The sequence below is a fragment of the Spirillospora sp. NPDC047279 genome (assembly GCF_040643285.1).
Classification (GTDB): Bacteria; Actinomycetota; Actinomycetes; order Streptosporangiales; family Streptosporangiaceae; genus Spirillospora.
This window is the reverse complement of the sequence record NZ_JBEYUA010000007.1, coordinates 151,422-169,952: the sequence shown is the minus strand read 5'-3', so window position 1 is coordinate 169,952 and position 18,531 is coordinate 151,422. Positions and strand designations below refer to the sequence as shown.

Annotated in this window: 15 protein-coding genes; 2 read left to right on the top strand and 13 right to left on the bottom strand. The window is 72.6% G+C overall.

From position 1 onward, the window contains the following. Positions 1–123: 123 nt before the first annotated feature. The 3 genes from ABZ810_RS19545 to ABZ810_RS19535 form a co-directional block, all read right to left on the bottom strand. Complete coding sequence (locus ABZ810_RS19545) at positions 124–1,389, bottom strand: helix-turn-helix domain-containing protein (protein ID WP_358404759.1); 1,266 nt, start codon at positions 1,387–1,389, stop codon at positions 124–126. A 212-nt stretch (positions 1,390–1,601) separates the two neighbouring features. After that, positions 1,602–3,032, bottom strand: coding sequence for a pyruvate kinase (pyk, locus tag ABZ810_RS19540; RefSeq protein WP_358404756.1), 1,431 nt, complete (start codon positions 3,030–3,032; stop codon positions 1,602–1,604). 141 nt (positions 3,033–3,173) lie between these two features. Further along, the gene (locus ABZ810_RS19535) at positions 3,174–3,728 is read right to left on the bottom strand and encodes a type 1 glutamine amidotransferase domain-containing protein (protein ID WP_358404754.1); all 555 of its coding nucleotides are present in this window, start codon (positions 3,726–3,728) and stop codon (positions 3,174–3,176) included. Positions 3,729–3,843: 115 nt separating this feature from the next. Here ABZ810_RS19535 and ABZ810_RS19530 point away from each other — a divergent pair, with 115 nt between their 5' ends. Then, positions 3,844–4,569: a helix-turn-helix domain-containing protein gene (locus ABZ810_RS19530; protein WP_358404753.1), complete on the top strand. Its 726-nt coding sequence runs from the start codon at positions 3,844–3,846 to the stop codon at positions 4,567–4,569. A gap of 38 nt (positions 4,570–4,607) precedes the next feature. Here the strand turns inward: ABZ810_RS19530 and ABZ810_RS19525 are convergent, their stop codons facing one another. Then, positions 4,608–5,012, bottom strand: a complete 405-nt coding sequence (locus ABZ810_RS19525; RefSeq protein WP_358404751.1) for an MmcQ/YjbR family DNA-binding protein — start codon at positions 5,010–5,012, stop codon at positions 4,608–4,610. Between the two features lie 13 nt (positions 5,013–5,025). Next, a complete protein-coding gene (locus ABZ810_RS19520) occupies positions 5,026–5,901 on the bottom strand; it encodes a hypothetical protein (RefSeq protein ID WP_358404749.1) in 876 nt (291 codons plus the stop codon). Between the two features lie 266 nt (positions 5,902–6,167). On the opposite strand from ABZ810_RS19520, the gene ABZ810_RS19515 reads away from it, so the two are divergent. Further along, the gene (locus tag ABZ810_RS19515; RefSeq protein WP_358404747.1) at positions 6,168–7,601 is read left to right on the top strand and encodes a pyridoxal-dependent decarboxylase; all 1,434 of its coding nucleotides are present in this window, start codon (positions 6,168–6,170) and stop codon (positions 7,599–7,601) included. 12 nt (positions 7,602–7,613) lie between these two features. Here ABZ810_RS19515 and ABZ810_RS19510 read toward each other — a convergent pair whose 3' ends face one another. The 8 genes from ABZ810_RS19510 to ABZ810_RS19475 form a co-directional block, all read right to left on the bottom strand. Continuing rightward, on the bottom strand, positions 7,614–8,054 hold the full coding sequence (locus tag ABZ810_RS19510; protein ID WP_358404745.1) for a VOC family protein: 441 nt from the start codon (positions 8,052–8,054) through the stop codon (positions 7,614–7,616). Positions 8,055–8,144: 90 nt separating this feature from the next. Further along, positions 8,145–8,537: a helix-turn-helix transcriptional regulator gene (locus ABZ810_RS19505; protein WP_358404743.1), complete on the bottom strand. Its 393-nt coding sequence runs from the start codon at positions 8,535–8,537 to the stop codon at positions 8,145–8,147. A 51-nt stretch (positions 8,538–8,588) separates the two neighbouring features. Next, a complete protein-coding gene (locus tag ABZ810_RS19500; RefSeq protein ID WP_358404741.1) occupies positions 8,589–9,164 on the bottom strand; it encodes a GNAT family N-acetyltransferase in 576 nt (191 codons plus the stop codon). Positions 9,165–9,241: 77 nt separating this feature from the next. Beyond that, positions 9,242–10,705, bottom strand: coding sequence for a glutamate synthase subunit beta (locus ABZ810_RS19495; protein ID WP_358404739.1), 1,464 nt, complete (start codon positions 10,703–10,705; stop codon positions 9,242–9,244). A 15-nt stretch (positions 10,706–10,720) separates the two neighbouring features. Further along, positions 10,721–15,277, bottom strand: a complete 4,557-nt coding sequence (gene gltB, locus ABZ810_RS19490; RefSeq protein WP_358404738.1) for a glutamate synthase large subunit — start codon at positions 15,275–15,277, stop codon at positions 10,721–10,723. Positions 15,278–15,592: 315 nt separating this feature from the next. Then, entirely contained in the window at positions 15,593–16,636 is a 1,044-nt protein-coding gene (locus tag ABZ810_RS19485; RefSeq protein ID WP_358404736.1) for a hypothetical protein, read from the bottom strand. Between the two features lie 52 nt (positions 16,637–16,688). Beyond that, complete coding sequence (locus tag ABZ810_RS19480) at positions 16,689–17,501, bottom strand: hypothetical protein (RefSeq protein ID WP_358404733.1); 813 nt, start codon at positions 17,499–17,501, stop codon at positions 16,689–16,691. Positions 17,502–17,567: 66 nt separating this feature from the next. After that, the gene (locus ABZ810_RS19475) at positions 17,568–18,281 is read right to left on the bottom strand and encodes a VIT1/CCC1 transporter family protein (RefSeq protein WP_358405505.1); all 714 of its coding nucleotides are present in this window, start codon (positions 18,279–18,281) and stop codon (positions 17,568–17,570) included. Positions 18,282–18,531: the final 250 nt, after the last annotated feature.

Here is an 18,531-nt window from a genome sequence, read left to right as displayed (position 1 = left end):
GGCAGCGCCGAGCGTACGCAGCGGAGATCGGCTTCAGAATGAGAAGAACGTTCGCAAATTGACGGAATTGTCAGGCGCAGTTTCGACGTTTGTCGGATCCGCCGCCACCGTGTCGCCGTCCGTTCACGGATCGGGGTCGTCGTCGTTCAGTCCCTCGGAATAGAAACCGGCCGAATAGAGCAGGATGCCCTGGACGCTCGTCGGCGAGACGCCGGCGAGCGCCTCGATCCGGCCCAGCCGGTAGTCGAGCGTCGAGCGGTGGATGCCCAGCGAGCGCGCGGTACGGCCGCGGTCCAGATCGCAGCGGTAGAGCGCGCGCAGCGTCCCCCACAGGGGCTCGTGGGAGCGCAGCGCGGCGAGCCGGGCCTCCAGCCGGTGCCGCAGGTCGCCGCGCCCGGCCAGCGCGGCGCCGACGGCCGCGTCGGTCAGGAACGCCACCTGGTCGGGTTCGCCGAGGCCCGCGAGCAGGCCGCCGATGCCGATGGCCTCCTCCAGCGCCGCCTTGGCGTCGTCGCCGGTCACCGCGGCCAGCCCGGCCACGAAACCGCGGCCGTACGCGGCATGGCAGGCCGCGACGAGCCGCGTGGCCGCGTCGCGCACCGCGGGACGGCTCTCGGGGTCCTCGTCGTGCGGCGCGGGGAGCAGCGCGACCAGCCATTCCTGGTCCGGGGACGCGGCGCACAGGCCCTCCCCCGGCAGCTGGCCGAGCACCCCTGACGGCACCGCGCCGAACCGGACCGGCCGGCCGGGCGGTAGCGGCCGGCCGGGCTCGGCGTCCGCGCCGCCCGCCGGGGCCGGCTCGGGCTCGGCGCCGTCCGGCGGCGCCAGCGGCGACAGGGCGACCAGCACGCACGGGTCGGGCAGGGCGGTGCCCGCGACCCGTGCCACGCTGGCGACGTCGCCGCCGTTCCAGAGCGTGGTCACGACCAGGTCGGCGACCGTGCGCCCGCCCGAACGACCCATCTCGTCGATGTAGGCGCGGCGGAGCATGGTGGTGACGCGCGGGAGGAGCTGCGCGAGCCCGGCGCACAGGCCCAGCAGGTCCTGTGCGGCGCGCGGTCTTGCCACGTTCCAAAGATGGCGGAAGAGGGTGCTGAGCACGATCTGGCAGCAGTGCTCGAGCTCCTGCAGCGGGACCCAGTCGCGGGCGCAGCGACGGGCGACGGCCACGACCTGGGTGCGGTCGCTGCCGGACGGCTCGCCGGCGACCGCGCCCTCCAGGATGCGGACGACGAGCTCGGGGACGATCTCCTCCCACGGGTAGCGGGAGCCGGCGGAGTGCAGGGAGGAGGCCAGGACGGGGGCGGCGTCGGCGGTGACGGTACGGACGAACCGGTCGAGATCGAGATCGGGGTCGAGAACTTCGGGCAGGACGGCAGACTTCGGCACGGGAACTCCACGGTGGCACACGTCCGGGGCGGGACAGAGCCCACCTTGCGTTCCCCCGCTCGTCCAGTCCATGCACGCAGCGCGACAACCAGGGGGCACGCAGCGAACACGGCAGGTGACCAGATCAATGCGCCGGGTGGCCGGAAGCGGTCACCCGCAAGGCCGCCGCGGCGGCCTCGTCACCGCCGCGCCCGCCCGGCCCGGACGGGCGGTCAGTCGCGGACGGCGATGGCGTCGCCGATGCGGTGCACGCGCAGGGCGTTGGTGGAGCCCGCGGTGCCGGGGGGCGAACCCGCCACGATGACGACGCGGTCGCCCTTCTGGACCTGGCGGGTCTCCAGCAGGCCCTGCTCGACCTGGCGCACCATGTCGTCGGTGTGGTGGGCGTGCGGGACGATGAACGTCTCGACGCCCCAGACGTGCGCGAGCTTGCCGCGCACCGCCGACACCGAGGTGAACGCCAGCAGCGGGATCGGCGACCGGTAGCGCGACAGGCGGCGCGCGGTCTCGCCGGACATGGTGAAGGCGACCAGCGCCTCGGCGCCGACCAGCGCGCCGACCTCGGCGGCGGCGCGGGCGATGGCGCCGCCGACCGTCTCGGGCTTGCGGTCGAGCGCGTGGGTGGCCTGCAGCGAGGCCTTCTCGGCGGTGGTGACGATGCGGCTCATGGTCTCGACCGACTCGATCGGGTACTGCCCGACGCTGGTCTCGCCGGACAGCATGACCGCGTCGGCGCCCTCGAAGACGGCGTTGGCGACGTCGGAGGTCTCGGCGCGGGTGGGCCGCGGCGCCGAGATCATCGACTCGAGCATCTGGGTGGCGACGATGACCGGGCGGGCCTTCTCGCGGCACAGCTCGATGGCGCGCTTCTGCACGATCGGCACCTGCTCGAGCGGCAGCTCGACGCCGAGGTCGCCGCGGGCGACCATGATGCCGTCGAACGCGGCCACGATCTCGGGCAGCGCGTCCACCGCCTGCGGCTTTTCGATCTTGCCGATGAGGGGGACGCGAACGCCCTCCTCCTCCATGATCCGGTAGCAGATCTCGGCGTCCTCGGGCGAGCGGACGAACGACAGCGCGACCATGTCGACGCCGAGGCGCAGCGCCCAGCGCAGGTCCTCCTCGTCCTTGTCGGTGAGGGCGGGCACGCTCACCGGCACGCCGGGCAGGTTGAGGCCCTTGTTGTCGGAGACCATGCCGCCGACGGTCACCGTGGTGCGCACCCGCGGGCCGTCGACGTCGACGACCTCCAGCGCCACCCGGCCGTCGTCGATCAGCACGGTGTCGCCGGGACTCACGTCGCCGGGCAGGCCCTGGTAGGTGGTGGACACCTCGCGCCGCGTGCCCGGGACGTCCTCGGTGGTGATGGTGAACTCGTCGCCGAGCGTCAGCCGTACCGGGCCGTCCGGGAACCTGCCGATGCGGATCTTGGGGCCCTGCAGGTCGGCCAGGATGCCGACGCCGCGCCCGGTGGCGTCGGCGGCGGCGCGCAGCCGGTGGTAGACCTGCTCGTGCACGGCATGCTCGCCGTGGCTCATGTTGAGCCGGGCGACGTCGACGCCGGCCTCGACGAGGGCGTGGATCTGCTCCTGGCTCGAACAGGCGGGACCGATGGTGCTGACAATCTTCGCTCGACGGGTCACCCGCACAACGCTACTTAGTTACCCGCTAGTACGGATATTCGTGCAGGATGTGGTCGCCGAGGATTCACGCAATGGTCTAGGTCAGAGGTCTAGACCACACGTGGACATGTGACCTGGATCACTCCGGCGCCGCCCCCGTGCCTACCGCTTGAAGACCTCGACGGCGGCCTGGCAGAACGCCTTGAGGTCGTCGGGCTTGCGGCTGGTGACGAGCACGTTCGGGCCGGCCTCGCAGATCCGGACGTCCTCGTCCACCCACGTCGCCCCGGCGTTGCGCAGATCCGTCCGCAGGCTCGGCCACGAGGTCAGCGTGCGCCCGCGCACCACGTCCGCCTCGATCATGGTCCACGGCGCGTGGCAGATCGCGGCGACCGGCTTGCCGGTGTCGAAGAACCCGCGCACGAAGGCCACCGCGTTGGGCTGCGTGCGCAGGTAGTCGGGGTTGGCGACGCCGCCCGGCAGCACCAGGCCGTCGAACTCCTCCGGCGGCGAGACGTCGACGGTGGTGTCCGCCTCGAACGTGTCGCCCTTGTCGAGGTGCTCGAAGCCCTGGATGAGGCCGGACTGCGTGGAGACCAGCCGCGGGCGCCCGCCCGCCTGCTCGACGGCCTGCCAGGGCTCGGTCAGCTCGACCTGCTCGACGCCCTCCGGCGCGACGAGGAAGGCGATGGTCCTGCCCTGAAGGTCGGTGGCCATGGTCGACTCCTTTGTCCAACTGAAGGGGAACGCCGGGCGGCCCGGCGTTCCTCGGTGATCCGCATATCCCTCTCTGCCCTGACCTGCCCATCTCGGGGAGTGGTATGCAGGAGGGATGAACGCGGCCCGATATTCCGAGCGCCCGGCGCCGCCCGGGTCGGGGCTGGCATGCCTGTGGAGCCACGAGCTGGCGGCCGACGCCGGCGGCCCGTTCGAGCAGCGCGTCGTCCCGGACGGGTGCGTCGACCTGATCTGGTGGAGCAGGGACGCCCGCATCCAGGTCGCGGGGCCCGACACCGGGCCGGTCCCGGCCCGGCTCGAGCCCGGCGACCGCCTGATCGGCGTGCGGTTCGGCCCCGGTGCGGCGCCGCCCGCGCTGGGGGTGCCGGCCGACGCCGTCCGCGACGGGCGCCTCCCGCTCCGGGAGCTCTGGGGGGACGAGGCCGACCGCCTGGGCGAGGCGCTGGCCGGGGCCGCCGACCCGCAGCGGGTGCTGGCCAGGGCGGCGCTCGACCGCGGCGCCGCCGCGGGGCCGCCCGACCCGATCGTCGCCCCGCTGCTGGACGGGCTGAGCGGCCTCCCGGTCGGCGCCGCCGCCGACGCCCTCGGGATCGGCGAACGCCAGCTGCGCCGGCGCGTGCTGGCCGCCTTCGGATATGGCCCCAAGACCGTGCAGCGCGTGCTGCGCTTCCAGAGGGCGCTCTCGCTGGCGTACGGGGGCGTGCCGCTCGCCGACGTGGCGTACGCGGCGGGCTATTCCGACCAGGCCCACCTGGCCCACGACGTGCGCGAGCTGGCCGGGGCGCCCCTCACCACGCTCCTGCGGCCCGGCCAGGCCTGATCGGGGCCGGCCCCCTGATCAGAGCCGGTCCGGCCGGCTCAGGCCCGGTGACGGCGTGCGGGGGCCTCGGGCACGGGTGCGACGTACCCGGGCCGCAACCGGCGCGGCAGGGTGGCCACGACCGTGTCGTACGCCTGGTCCACCAGCGCCCGCATCTCGCCCGGGTCCAGCTCCTCGCTCTCGAGCAGCACGGTCACCCAGTGCCGCTTGTTGAGGTGGTATCCGGGCAGGACGGTGCCGGGATACTCCGCTTTGAGCGCCGTCACCTCGTCCGGCGGCAGTTTCAGGCTCACCCTCGGCGGATCGGCCTCCTCGGACAGCAGTGCGAAGATCTTCCCGCCGACCCGGTAGACCGCGGGCTGGAGGCCGAAGGGGAAGTCCTCGGTCGTCTCGTCCAGCCCGAGGCAGTGCCGGGTGACGTCGTCGGGGGTGAGACCGTTCATGCGTTCCTTCTCCTCATGGGCTCAGTCTCCCGTACGCCCGCAGGGTCTTGAGGCGCTCCACGGTGAGGTGGCCGGCCCACTCGGGCCCGGTGGCCGGCGTCCAGCGCAGGAAGTTGACCTGCCAGCCGCCGTCCTCGCCCTGCGTCTCGACGAGCGCGTCCAGATGGGCCTCGATGGTCGCGTCGTCGAACATCCGGCGGCCGAATCCGTCCGGGGCCGCCGCGAAGTCGAGCGGGAAGTGCGCCTCGCCCCCGGCGTACGGGTCGAGCTCGACATGGCCGCGCATCGGCTCGCGGAGCCGCGCGAAGGCCGCCTCCGCCCGTTCCCGGTCGGGCACGTGGTCGAGGAAGGTCAGGATCGCGTGCGTCTCGTACGGCGGCGGGTCGGCCGCCTTGTCCAGCCACGCCCAGCAGAAGGCGGTCGCCGCGGCCGTCCAGGGGTGCGCGGAGCCGATCCGGTGCAGCTGCCCGGCGAGCGTGCCGGTCGGGACGATGTGGCCGGGCGGGTCGTCCGCCGTCTGCCACCAGGGCGCGCTCGGCGCCTCCCGCACCGACGGCAGCACGAACGGCACTCCCCCGTCCGGCCGCGCGATCGACGCCAGGTGGCCGGTGACGCGGTCCACCGCCGGGTCGTCGCCGGCGCCCGCCTCGTGCAGGAACTCCAGCGCGTGCTGGGCCGGCACCGGCTGGCTCGCCGCGCCGCGCAGGTCCGGTTCGAGCGCGTTGCCGTAGCCGCCGTCGGGGTTCTCGTACGGGCGCAGCGCCGTGATGATCGCCGCGGCCGGGCCGCCCCGGAACAGGTGGGCGAACCGGTGCCGGTCGATGAGCCGTGCGTTCCGCAGCACGAAGTCCTCGGCGCGGGCCAGCCCGCCGGAGTCGATGGTCTTCATGCCGATCACCGTACGGACCGGCGCCGGCCCGGTCTTGCAGGAAACGGACACGCGGGCGGCGGGGCGGCCCGGTCACCCCAGCGGTGGATGACCGGGCCCCGGTCCCGCTGGCGGGGAGGCGGGCGTCTCGGCGGACCAGCGCGAAAGTAGCCGACCCCGGCACCGAGCACAACCGCCGGCCGGCCCGGATGGCAAGGTGTGGCCATGGCAGGAGCCCTGGCCTGCTTCACTGATGACATGTTCCAGATGCCCGTCCCGGTGATCACATGAGCGACCCGATCCACGAACGCGAGAAGGCGGCGGCCGGTCTCGACATCGTCGCCCAGGCCGCCGAACCGTACCTGCGGAGCCTCGACGCGCGGCCCGTCCACGACCGCACCCGCGACATGCTCCTCGACGAGCTCGGCGGGCCCCTCCCCGAGCACGGCGACGGCGGTCCGGCGGCCGTCGAACGGCTGCTGCGCGTCGGCACCGAGGCGGCCACGCACGTCTCCGGCCCGCGGTTCTTCCATCTGGTGACCGGCGGCTCCACCCCCGCCGCCATGGCCGGCGACTGGATCACCTCGCTGCTCGACCAGGCCTGCGGCATCTGGATCGCCTCACCGTTCGCCGCCCGCGCCGAGGCGGTCGTCCTCGACTGGCTGAAGGACCTCTTCGGGCTGCCCGCCTCGTTCGGCGGCGTGCTCACGCCGAGCGCGACGTTCGCCCACGTCACCGGGCTGGCCGCGGCCCGTTCCTGGTGGGCCGAACGGCACGGCGCCGACGTCGCCGCGCACGGCCTGGCCGGCCTTCCCCAGATGCCGGTCCTCAGCAGCGGCCTGGTGCACGTCAGCACCCGCAAGGCCCTGCAGATCCTGGGCTGCGGGCGCGACACCCTCCGCACGTTCTCCCGCGACGACGCCGGCCGCGTCGACCTGGCCGCGATGGAGGAGGCGCTCGCCGCCCTCGACGGCGCCCCCGCCGTCATCGTCGCCAACCTCGGCGACGTCAACGCCGGCGACTCCGACCCGCTGGACGACCTGGCCGACCTCGCCGGACGCCATGGCGCCTGGCTCCACGTCGACGGCGCGTTCGGCATGTTCACCGCGCTGTCGCCGCGCACCGCCCACCTGGCGGCCGGGGCGGAGCGGGCCGACTCCATCACCGCCGACGGGCACAAGTGGCTGAACGTGCCGTACGAGAGCGGCTTCTCCTTCGTGCGCGACCCGGCCTGGCTCGCCAGGGCGTTCGGCGCCTGGGGCGCGGCCTACCTCCCGGACGCCGGCGACGGCCGCGTCAACTTCAACATGCTCGGCCCCGAGTCGTCCCGGCGCGCCCGCGCGCTCCCGATCTGGGCCACGCTCCGCGCGTACGGCAGGCAGGGCCACCGCGAGATGGTCGAACGCCACCTGGACGTGGCCGCCCACCTCGGCCGGCTCGTCGAGGACGCCCCCGACCTGGAGCTCCTCGCGCCGGTCCAGATGTGCATCGTCTGCTTCCGCTACCGCCCGCCCGGCGTCCCCGAGGAGGACCTGGACGCGCTCAACGCCCGCCTGGGCGAGGCCCTGCTCGCCGACGGCCGGGTGTACGCCGGGACGAGCACCTACCGCGGCATGACCGTCTTCCGCCCGGCCCTGGTCAACTGGCGCATCACCACCCGCGAGGCCGACCACCTGGTCGAGGTCCTCCACGATCTCGCCGCCCGCCTGGGCCCGGCATGATCGCGGCGGTGCTCAGCGCCAGTCGGCGCTGTCGTCGAGGCGCTCGGAGGGCTGGGTGAGGCTGTACCAGTTGCCTGAGTCGTCGCGGAAGATCGCCTCGACGCCGTAGGGGCGCTTCTCCGGCTTCTGGATGAACGTGACGCCGTCGGCCGACAGGCGCTCGTACTCGGCCTGGCAGTCGTCGGTGGTGAACGCTCCCGCGCCCAGCACGCCCTTGGCGACCAGGGCCCTGAGCTGCTCGGCCGACTCCGGGTCCAGCGACGGCGGCCCGGGGACCATCAGGGTGAGCTGGAGCTCGGGCTGGTCCTTGGCGCCGACCGTGACCCAGCGCATGCCGCCCTCGCCGAGGGTCATGTCGGTGCGCTCCTCGAGCCCGAGCTTCTCGGTGAAGAACGCCTTGGCGGAGTCCTGGTCGAGCACCCAGACGGTGGCCAGGCCCAATCCTTTGATCATGATGTCGGTCCTTTCCGTGGTTCGCCCTTCCACGCTAGGACGGCGGCGCCACCCCGGCCTTCTCGAAAATTGCCGTCCCCGGCCGGCCGGTCAGTCCCGGCGGAAGCCGCCCGCCCAGAAGAGGACGAAGCACCCGGGGATCGCCGCCGGCCCGGCGGACCTGTCCCGGAACTCGGTCGGCGTCAGCCCCGTCTGCTCCTTGAACCTGGTGCAGAACGTGCCGACGCTCGTGAAGCCGACCAGCATGCAGATCTCGGTGACCGTGAGGTTGGCCGAGCGCAGCAGCTCCTGGGCGCGCTCGATGCGCCGCCTGCCGAGGTAGCGGCCCGGCGTCTCCCCGTACGCCTCGCGGAAGAGCCGGACGAAGTGGTAGCGCGAGTAGCCCGCCTCCGCCGCCACCCGGGCGAGGTCGAGCGGCTCGGCCCAGTCGCGGTCCATCGCGTCCTTGGCCAGCCTGACCTGCCGCAGCTGGTCGGTGTCCATGACCCGATGGTGCCATCCCGGCCCTGCCCGCGGTGGGGCGGGGGCGAGGGCTCAGCGGGCGCCGGGCCAGGGGCCGGGCGGGGTGTGGTCGCGGGTCTCGGTGGACGAGCGCACGTCGAAGACGCGGAACCCGCGGGCCTGGTAGTTGGGCAGCGCGGCGGGGCCGTCGTTGGAGCAGGTGTGCAGCCACACCCGCTCGGTCGCCTTGCGGTCCGGCCAGCGCTGGACCAGGTCCCAGGCGCGGGAGGCACCGACGGTGAGGAGGTGCCCGCCGAGGCCCCGGCCGGTGAACGCGCCCAGCAGGCCGAAACTGGTGATCTCGACCTGGCCCTCGGGCTGGGGGTCGAGCTCGACGTAGCCGGCCGGGGTGCCGCGCACGTAGGCGACCCAGGTCTCCACGCCCGGCCGTTCGAGCCAGTTCTGCCACTGCTCGTACGACCAGGTCAGCCGGTCGGTCCAGTACCAGTCGCCGCCGACGGCGGTGTAGAGGAACCGGCTCAGCTCGGGACTGGGCACCTCCGCCCGGACGATCTCCAGCGGGCTGTCGGGCACGCGCCCGGGGCGCAGCTCGTCAGGAGCGGTCTGCTCCAGGTACCACGTGGTCACGTCCATCTGGCGGCTCGGCATGAGTCTCCCCCCTGCACACGACTCCGCCGTGCCCCGGCGTCCTCCAGGACGCCGGGTCACGGCGGTTTGTTGTCGGATCAGGCTATCGGACGCGCGGTGGGCACGATCGGGTAAGGGAGCGAGGTTTCACCCGAAAGGTACTTGTCCACACCGTGTGCGGCGGCGCGTCCCTCGGCGATCGCCCAGACGATGAGCGACTGCCCGCGGCCCATGTCACCGGCGGCGAAGACGCCGTCGACGCTGGTCTTGTAGTCATTGTCGCGGACCACGTTGCCGCGCTGGTCCAGGTCGACGCCCAGCTGGTCGAGCAGGCCCTCCTTCTGCGGGCCGAGGAAGCCCATCGCGAGGGTGACCAGCTCGGCCGGGATCTCGCGCTCGGTGCCCGGGATCGGCTTGAAGCCGGCCTGCGGGCCCTCGACCTCGACCAGGCGCAGCGCGCGGACGTTGCCGTCCTCGTCGCCGACGAACTCGGTCGTGGAGACCGCGTAGACCCGGTCGCCGCCGGTGTCGGCCAGCTCCTCGTGCGCGCTCTCCATCTTGAAGAGCATCGGGTAGGTGGGCCACGGCTGGTTGTCAGGCCGGGCCGCGGGCGGCTGCGGCATGATCTCCAGCTGGGTGACCGAGGCGGCCTCCTGCCGGATCGCGGTGCCGATGCAGTCGGCGCCGGTGTCACCGCCGCCGATCACGACCACGTGCTTGCCCTTGGCGGAGATCGGCGACACCTCGTAGTCGCCCTCCTGCACCTTGTTGGCCGGGGGCAGGTACTCCATGGCCTGGTAGACGCCCTTGAGGTCGCGGCCCGGGACGGGCAGGTCGCGCCACGCGGTGGCGCCGCCCGCCAGCACGACCGCGTCGTACCGGCCGCGCAGCTCGTCGGCCGTGACGTCCACGCCCACGTTCACCGAGGTCTTGAAGTCGGTGCCCTCCGCGCGCATCTGCGCGACGCGCCGGTCGACGTGCCGCTTCTCCATCTTGAACTCGGGGATGCCGTAGCGCAGCAGGCCGCCGACGCGGTCCGCGCGCTCGTACACCTTGACGTCGTGGCCGGCGCGGGTGAGCTGCTGCGCGGCGGCGAGTCCCGCCGGGCCGGAGCCGACGACCGCGACCTTCTTGCCGGTCTTGACCGTGGGCGGCTGCGGGCGCACCCAGCCCTCGGCCCAGGCCCGGTCGATGATCTCGGCCTCGACCCGCTTGATGGCCACCGGGTCCTGGTTGATGCCGAGCACGCACGCCGCCTCGCACGGGGCGGGGCAGAGCTTCCCGGTGAACTCGGGGAAGTTGTTGGTGGCGTGCAGGCGCTCGATCGCCTCCTGCCAGTCCCGGCGGTAGACCAGGTCGTTCCACTCGGGGATGAGGTTGCCGAGCGGGCAGCCCTGGTGGCAGAACGGGATGCCGCAGTCCATGCAGCGGCTCGCCTGCTTCTCGAGCTTGTCGTTGCCGAAGTTCTCGTACACCTCGGACCAGCTCTTGATGCGCACGTCGACCGGGCGGCGCTCGGGGAGCTCCCGCCGTACGGTCAGAAAACCCTTCGGGTCAGCCATGGAGGAGTCCCCCTCTCAGCTCTGCGCCGCGGCCATGATGGCCTCGTCGACGTCCTTGCCCTGCTGGCGCGCTTCCTCGGCCGCCTTCAGGACCCGCTTGTAGTCACGCGGCATGATCTTGGTGAAGCGCGCGAGCGCGCCGTCCCAGTCGGCCAGCAGGCCTTCGGCGACCGTGGAGCCGGTCTCGGCGCGGTGGCGTTCGACGAGATCGCGCAGGAACGCGCGGTCGTCGCCGGTGAGCGCCTCCAGCTCGACCATCTCCGGGTTGACCCGTTCGGTCACCAGGTCGAGCACGTAGGCGATGCCGCCGGACATGCCCGCCGCCAGGTTGCGGCCGGTCCCGCCGAGGATCACCGCGCGGCCGCCGGTCATGTACTCCAGCGCGTGGTCGCCGACGCCCTCGACGACCGCGGTCGCGCCGGAGTTGCGGACGCAGAACCGCTCGCCGACCACGCCCCGGGCGAACAGCTCGCCCGAGGTGGCGCCGTAGAGGATCACGTTGCCGCCGATGATCTGGGTCTCCGCCGCGAACGTGGCGTCCACCGGCGGGCGCACCGTGAGGCGGCCGCCGGACAGGCCCTTGCCGACGTAGTCGTTGGCGTCGCCGACGAGGCGCAGCGTGATGCCGCGCGGCACGAACGCGCCGAACGAGTTGCCGGCCGAGCCGGTGAAGGTGACGTCGACGGTGTCGTCGGGCAGGCCCTCGCCGCCCCACTTCTTGGTCACCTCGTGGCCGAGCATGGTGCCGACCGTGCGGTTGACGTTGCGGATCGGCAGGTCCAGCTTCACCTTGTCGCCGAACGCGATGGCGCCCTCGGCGAGCTGGATCAGCGTGTTGTCCAGCGCCTTCTCCAGGCCGTGGTCCTGGCCGGTCACCTGGCGCAGCGCGGCGCCGTCGCGCAGCTCCGGCCGGTGCAGGATCGGCGCCAGGTCCAGGCCCGCGGCCTTCCAGTGGTCGACGGCCCGGCGGGTGTCGAGCAGCTCGACCCGGCCGATGGCCTCGTCCAGCGAACGGAAGCCCAGCGCGGCCAGGTACTCGCGTACCTCCTGGGCCACGAACTCGAAGAAGTTGACCACGAACTCGGGCTTGCCGCTGAACCGCTCCCGCAGCACCGGGTTCTGCGTGGCGACGCCGACCGGGCAGGTGTCCAGGTGGCAGACCCGCATCATGATGCAACCCGACACCACCAGCGGCGCGGTGGCGAAGCCGTACTCCTCGGCGCCCAGCAGCGCGGCGATGAGCACGTCGCGGCCGGTCTTCATCTGCCCGTCGGTCTGCACGACGATGCGGTCGCGCAGGCCGTTGAGCAGCAGCGTCTGCTGGGTCTCGGCCAGGCCGAGCTCCCAGGGCGCGCCGGCGTGCTTGAGCGAGGTCAGCGGCGAGGCGCCGGTGCCGCCGTCGTGCCCGGAGATGAGCACCACGTCGGCGTGCGCCTTGGACACGCCCGCCGCGACCGTGCCGACCCCGACCTCGGCGACGAGCTTGACGTGCACGCGCGCCGCCGGGTTGGCGTTCTTCAGGTCGTGGATGAGCTGCGCCAGGTCTTCGATCGAGTAGATGTCGTGGTGCGGCGGCGGCGAGATCAGGCCCACGCCCGGGGTGGAGTGCCGGGTCTTGGCGATCCACGGGTAGACCTTGTGGCCGGGCAGCTGCCCGCCCTCGCCGGGCTTGGCGCCCTGCGCCATCTTGATCTGGATGTCGTCGGCGTTGGTGAGGTACTCCGAGGTCACGCCGAAGCGGCCGGAGGCCACCTGCTTGATGGCACTGCGCCGCAGGTCGCCGTTGGCGTCCGGGGTGAAGCGCCGCGGGTCCTCGCCGCCCTCGCCGGTGTTGGACTTGCCGCCGAGGCGGTTCATCGCGATGGCGAGGGTCTCGTGCGCCTCCGCCGAGATGGAGCCGTACGACATGGCGCCGGTGGAGAAGCGCTTGACGATCGACTCGACCGGCTCGACCTCGTCGATCGGCACCGGCGGGCGCTCACCCTCCTTGAGCGTGAACAGCCCGCGGAGGGTCATCAGCTCCTCGGACTGGATGTCGACCTTGGAGGTGTACTCCTTGAAGATCTCGTACCGGCGGGTCCGGGTGGCGTGCTGCAGCTTGAACACCGTGTCCGGGTTGAACAGGTGCAGCTCGCCCTCGCGGCGCCACTGGTACTCGCCGCCGACGTCGAGGGTGCGGTGCGCCGCCTCGTTGCCGCCGGGCGGGTAGGCCTTCTTGTGGCGCTCGGCGACCTCGCGGGCCAGGACGTCGAAGCCGACGCCGCCCAGGCGCGAGGTGGTGCCGGTGAACGCGCGGTCGATGACCTCGCGGCCGAGGCCGATCGCCTCGAAGATCTGCGCGCCGGTGTACGAGGCCACCGTGGACACGCCGATCTTCGACATGACCTTGAGGACGCCCTTACCGTACGCCTTGACCAGGTTGCGGACGCCCTTCTGCGGGTCGACGCCCTCGATGACGCCGCCGCGGATGAGGTCCTCGACGGTCTCGATCGCCAGGTACGGGTTGATCGCGGAGGCACCGTAGCCGATGAGAAGCGCCATGTGGTGGCACTCGCGCGCCTCGCCGGTCTCGATGACCAGGCCGACCTGGGTGCGGGTCTTCTCCCGGATCAGGTGGTGGTGCACCGCGCCGGTCAGCAGCAGCGACGGGATCGCGGCCTTCTGGTGGTCGGCGCCGCGGTCGGACAGCACGATGATCCGCGCGCCCGCCGCGATGGACCGGGTCACCTCGGAGCAGATCTCCTCGAGCCGGTGCTCCAGGGCCTCGCCACCGCCGTTGACGTCGTACAGGCCGTGCACGACGTGGGCCTGCAGATGCGGCAGCGAGCCCTCGTCGTCGATGTGAATGATCTTGGACAGCTCGTCGTTGTCCAGGATCGGGGTGGGCAGCACCAGCCGGCGGCAGGACTCGGGCCCGGGCTCCAGGAGGTTGCCCTCCGGGCCGAGCGTGGACTGCAGCGAGGTGATCATTTCCTCGCGGATGGCGTCCAGCGGCGGGTTGGTCACCTGCGCGAAGAGCTGCTTGAAGTAGTCGAACAACATCCGCGGACGCTCCGACAGCACGGCGATCGGAGTGTCGGTGCCCATCGAGCCGATCGGCTCGGCGCCCGTCCTGACCATGGGAGTCAGGATGATGCGCTGCTCTTCGAGGGTGTAGCCGAACGTCTGCTGGCGCTTGACGAGGGTCTCGTGGGTCGGGATCTCGCGCTCGCGCTGCGGCAGCTCCTCGAACCGTACGAGGCCCTCGTGCAGCCACTCGCCGTACGGGTGCTGCGCGGCCAGCTCGGCCTTGACCTCGTCGTCCTCGACGATCCGGCCGGCCTCGGTGTCGACCACGAAGATCTTGCCGGGCTGCAGGCGGCCCTTGCGGACGACCTTGTCGGCCGGGATGTCCAGGACGCCGGCCTCGGAGGCCAGCACGACGAAGCCCTCGTCGGTGACCCAGTAGCGGCCGGGACGCAGGCCGTTGCGGTCCAGGACCGCGCCGACGACCGTGCCGTCGGTGAACGTGACCGACGCGGGGCCGTCCCAGGCCTCCATCAGCGTGGAGTGGAACTCGTAGAAGGCCCGGCGGGCCGGGTCCATCTCGGTGTGGTTCTCCCACGCCTCGGGGATCATCATCAGCACCGCGTGCGGCAGCGACCGGCCGCCCAGGTGCAGCAGCTCCAGGCACTCGTCGAACGAGGCGGTGTCGCTGGCCTCGATGTCGATCACCGGGTAGATGCGGGACAGGTCGCCGGGGATCAGGTCGGACTTCAGCAGCGCCTCGCGGGCGCGCATCCAGTTCCGGTTGCCCTTGACGGTGTTGATCTCGCCGTTGTGCGCGATGAACCGGTACGGGTGCGCCAGCTCCCACGCCGGGAAGGTGTTGGTCGAGAAGCGCGAGTGCACCAGGGCGATCGCGCTGCTGAAGCGGCGGTCCGACAGGTCGGGGAAGAACGGCTCCAGCTGCGGGGTCGTCAGCATGCCCTTGTAGACCAGGGTCCGGCTGGACAGGCTGGGGAAGTAGACGCGGACGTCCTGCTCGGCGCGTTCGCGCATGCAGAACACCGCACGGTCCAGCTCCAGGCCGGTCTTGCCGGCGTGCGGGCCGCGCGCGGCCGGGGTCACGAAGAGCTGGGCGAAGTGCGGCATGGCCCGGCGGGCGGCCGGGCCGGCGAAGTTGGGGTCGTGCGGGAGCTCGCGCCAGCCGAGGACCGTCAGGCCCTCCTCGACGCAGAGGGTCTCGACATGGGCCACGGCGGCGGCGCGCTCGTCGCCGTCCACGGGCAGGAAGGCCAGGCCGGCGGCGTACGAGCCGGCCTCGGGAAGCGCGAAGTCGCAGACCTCGCGGAAGAAGGAGTCCGGGATCTGGACCAGGATGCCCACGCCGTCGCCGTCGTCGGGCTCGGCGCCGACGGCACCCCGGTGATCAAGGTTCTTCAGGACGGTCAGGGCGTTCTGGACGATGTCGTGGCTCTTGCGACCGTGCAGGTCGGCCACCATGCCGACGCCACACGCGTCGTGCTCGTTGGCCCGGTCGTACAGCCCCTGGTTCGTGGGCTGTCCCGGTGTGAGGGCAGCAGCAGCCATCAACCCTCCCGTCGTCTTCGTCGTGTCACTGGCTTCGATGTCAGTGCAGTCGGGGACGACGCTGGCCCTGCTGCGGTGTGATGACATTACATCACTGCCGGGATCATGCCCGACTCGACCGGATCGCGAAACTTCTCCGCACCGATCGCCTGTAGCCACCCGTGAGTGGTTTAGACCAGGATACCGGGCAACTTTCCTACCAAATCGCCCTGACCTCGGTGATGATCCTCACCGAGCAGGGATGTTTATTCGGTTACCCCGGAAACTCGCCGGTAACCCCGCGGGCTCCGGCACGGCCTGGACCGGCCTCGACGATCAAGCGGCGCGGGCCGCCCGGCCGAGCACCGCGGGGGCCTTGCCGCCCTCGATGACCAGTGACAACAGGGCCTCGTCCTGCTCGTCGCCGCGGCCGTCGAGCCGCTGCGCCCACGCCACCACGACGTAGTGGCCCATCGCCAGCCCGCGGGCGGCACTGAAACCCTGCCCGAACGAGTCGAGCGGAGCCGAAGCGGTGAGCGGACGGACGAATCCACCGCCGCGCCCCTCCCCCAGCCGTTCGACCACCCGGTCGGCGTGCTCCGCGCCCGCCAGGTTGAACACCGTGACGGCCAGCGCGTAGCCCTTCCTGGTGTCGGCGTACAACGCCCGGCCCGCCTGCGTGCAGCCGCCCTGGCCGAGGGCGTCGGCGAGGCCGCGCCCCCAGATCGCCGCCGCGCAGTCACCGTCCAGCCGCTTGGCCTTCAGCGCCAGTTTGGCCTTGGCCTCCGGGAGCGTGATCACCGCGGCCGACTTGGGGAACGACTCGGCCTCCGTCAGCGGGGCCCGGTCGGCCGTGCGCTCGGCGATCCCCGCGTACGCGTCGGACGACGGCGAACTGGAGTACGACGAGGGGGCCTGTCCGCTCGCGGCCACGGGCCCCAGCCCGGCCGCGGCGGGCTCCCTGGCCGGCGCCTCGTCCCGTCCGCCGTTCAGCACCACCGCGACGGCCGCGACCACCAGGATCACGCCCAGCACGCCCGCCGCGGCGAAGAACGCCCTGGGAGAACGCCGGGTCGCCGGCCGCTTCGGCTTCGCCGGGCGCCGCTGCTGCTTCGAGGGCCGCCGCTGCGCGGACGGCCGCGGGCCGCCCCGCGCGGACGGCCTGCCGGTGACCGGCGGGTCCTCGTACGGCGCGAAGTCGTCGTACGGCGCGGCCGGTGGACGCTGGGGAGGCCGGGCCGGACGCGCGGCCGCGCCGCGCCCCGGGCCGAGCCGGCGCGGGCCGCCCGACCGCCGCGACGGCTGCTGCCGCGCGCCGCCGCGGGCCGGCGGCGAGCCGGGCCGGGTGCGGCCGGGACGGCCGTGCTCTTCGTGGTCCACGAGGGCGCAGACTACTGGCCGTGGCGGAGTGACGCGGCCGTTCCCCGGCCGATCACTGCTGTTTCCTGGTGGGGACCATGTCCACCCGGCCCCACACGAAGTCCGCGGGCTTCTCGATCGCGAGGCTGGTGTCGATCATCTCGTTGAGCGAGGCGGGCTGCCCGCCGCCGGCCCGCTGCACCCAGGTCAGCACCACGTAGTGCCCGTACACCTGCGCGTAGGCCGCGCTGAAGCCCTTGCCGAACGCGGGCCGGCCCTTGGCGTTCAGCGGCAGCACGAAGCCGGCGTTGGTGCTGGGGTCGATCAGCCGGACGATCTGCTCGGCGCCGTCCTGGTCCGCCATGTTGAACACCGCCACCTGGCCCAGGCTGCGCTGGTCCTGGCTCACGTACGAGCCGCGCACCACCTGCGTGCAGCCGTGCTTGGCCAGGTCGCCGTGCAGCCGCTGGCCCCAGGTGACCGCCTTGCAGTCGCCCGCCACCTCCGAGGCCGCCAGGGTGAACGCGTAGGTGCGGTACTTGACGTTCCTGGCGTCGGCCGGGAAGGCCTCGCCCTGCGTGACCGGGCGCGGGTCGGCGGTGCGCTGCGCCAGCTTGACCATGGCCTTGTCGGCCATCTGCGGCGTGTAGGCGGACGGGAGCACGCCGGGACCGTTGGAGGTGCCCGCGGCGTCCTTCTTGTCCCCGTCGTCGCCACCGCTCAGCACGACGAACGCCACCGCCGCCAGGACGACCGCGACGAGCACGGCCGCGACGCCGAGCAGCAGCTTCGACTTGGGTTTTCCGGAGCGGCGGGGCTTGTCGTCGGGCCAGAAGTCGCGCCCGCCCGTCCCGCCCTCAGCCTGGGTGTCACGAGCCTCGATCACAGTTCGGGACTCTATCGGCCCCCACGACTCGCGCGGGCCCAAAAGGATGTTTCATCCCCTTTTGCGTCAGAGTCCGTTCGTTCCGATGAGCGCTCCCAGCCCGTACGTGAGCACCGCCGCCGCGCTGCCCAGCGCCAGCTGCCGCAGCCCGCCGAACCACCAGGTGCGCGTCGTCACCCGCGACACCACCGCCCCCGCCAGGAACAACCCCACCGCGGCGATCATTGCGGCCGGCCACAGGCTGGACGCCCCCAGCAGGTACGGCAGCACCGGGAGCAGCGCCCCGGCCCCGAACGCCAGGAACGACGACCCCGCCGCCAGCACCGGCGAGGGCAGCTCCCCGGGCGCCACCCCCAGCTCCTCGCGGGCGTGCACCTCCAGGGCCTCCTCCGGGTCGCGCGACAGCTGCCGCGCCACCTCCGCCGCCACCTCGGGGTCCACGCCGCGGGCCTCGAAGACCTGCGCCAGCTCCCGCATCTCCGCCTTGGGATGCCGCGCCAGCTCCAGCCGTTCGACCTCGATCTCGGCCTCGGCCAGCTCCGACTGCGAGGCCACCGACACGTACTCCCCCGCCGCCATCGAGAACGCCCCGGCCGCCAGGCCCGCGAGCCCCGCCAGCAGCACCACCTTCTGCGACGCCTGCCCGCCCGCCACCCCCGCGATCAGCGCGAAGTTGGAGACCAGCCCGTCCATGGCCCCGAACACCGCCGGCCGCAGCCACCCTCCGGTGACATCCCGATGCCGATGATGAACCTCAGCCGATTCCCCGTCGATGCCCACCACCCCCACCCGGCCTCTCCACCCCGATTCCACCCCGATTCTTCCCCAGCCCGCCGAACCACCCCACCCCAGCCCACCGGCTCCAAGGCCCAGAACCCGCCGACCGCCCACCCACGGCGCGACCACAGACCCACCGCCCAGGCCGGGGCTCTGCCCCGCCCACGGCACGATCACCGATCAGCGCGACAAGCGCCGGCCGCCTGCATCGGGCACAGCGCCGTTCCGGGGAGGCCCCTCAGTCCAGAGCATC

Excerpts from the sequence above, each read along its gene's own strand:
- ABZ810_RS19515 (WP_358404747.1), top strand. The coding sequence starts at position 6,168 with ATGAGCGACCCGATCCACGAACGCGAGAAGGCGGCGGCCGGTCTCGAC.
- ABZ810_RS19505 (WP_358404743.1), bottom strand. The coding sequence starts at position 8,537 with ATGGACACCGACCAGCTGCGGCAGGTCAGGCTGGCCAAGGACGCGATG.
- ABZ810_RS19535 (WP_358404754.1), bottom strand. The coding sequence starts at position 3,728 with ATGGCCACCGACCTTCAGGGCAGGACCATCGCCTTCCTCGTCGCGCCG.
- ABZ810_RS19500 (WP_358404741.1), bottom strand. The coding sequence starts at position 9,164 with ATGCCGAGCCGCCAGATGGACGTGACCACGTGGTACCTGGAGCAGACC.
- ABZ810_RS19525 (WP_358404751.1), bottom strand. The coding sequence starts at position 5,012 with ATGAACGGTCTCACCCCCGACGACGTCACCCGGCACTGCCTCGGGCTG.
- ABZ810_RS19530 (WP_358404753.1), top strand. The coding sequence starts at position 3,844 with ATGAACGCGGCCCGATATTCCGAGCGCCCGGCGCCGCCCGGGTCGGGG.
- ABZ810_RS19495 (WP_358404739.1), bottom strand. The coding sequence starts at position 10,705 with ATGGCTGACCCGAAGGGTTTTCTGACCGTACGGCGGGAGCTCCCCGAG.
- gltB (WP_358404738.1), bottom strand. The coding sequence starts at position 15,277 with ATGGCTGCTGCTGCCCTCACACCGGGACAGCCCACGAACCAGGGGCTG.
- ABZ810_RS19510 (WP_358404745.1), bottom strand. The coding sequence starts at position 8,054 with ATGATCAAAGGATTGGGCCTGGCCACCGTCTGGGTGCTCGACCAGGAC.
- ABZ810_RS19520 (WP_358404749.1), bottom strand. The coding sequence starts at position 5,901 with ATGAAGACCATCGACTCCGGCGGGCTGGCCCGCGCCGAGGACTTCGTG.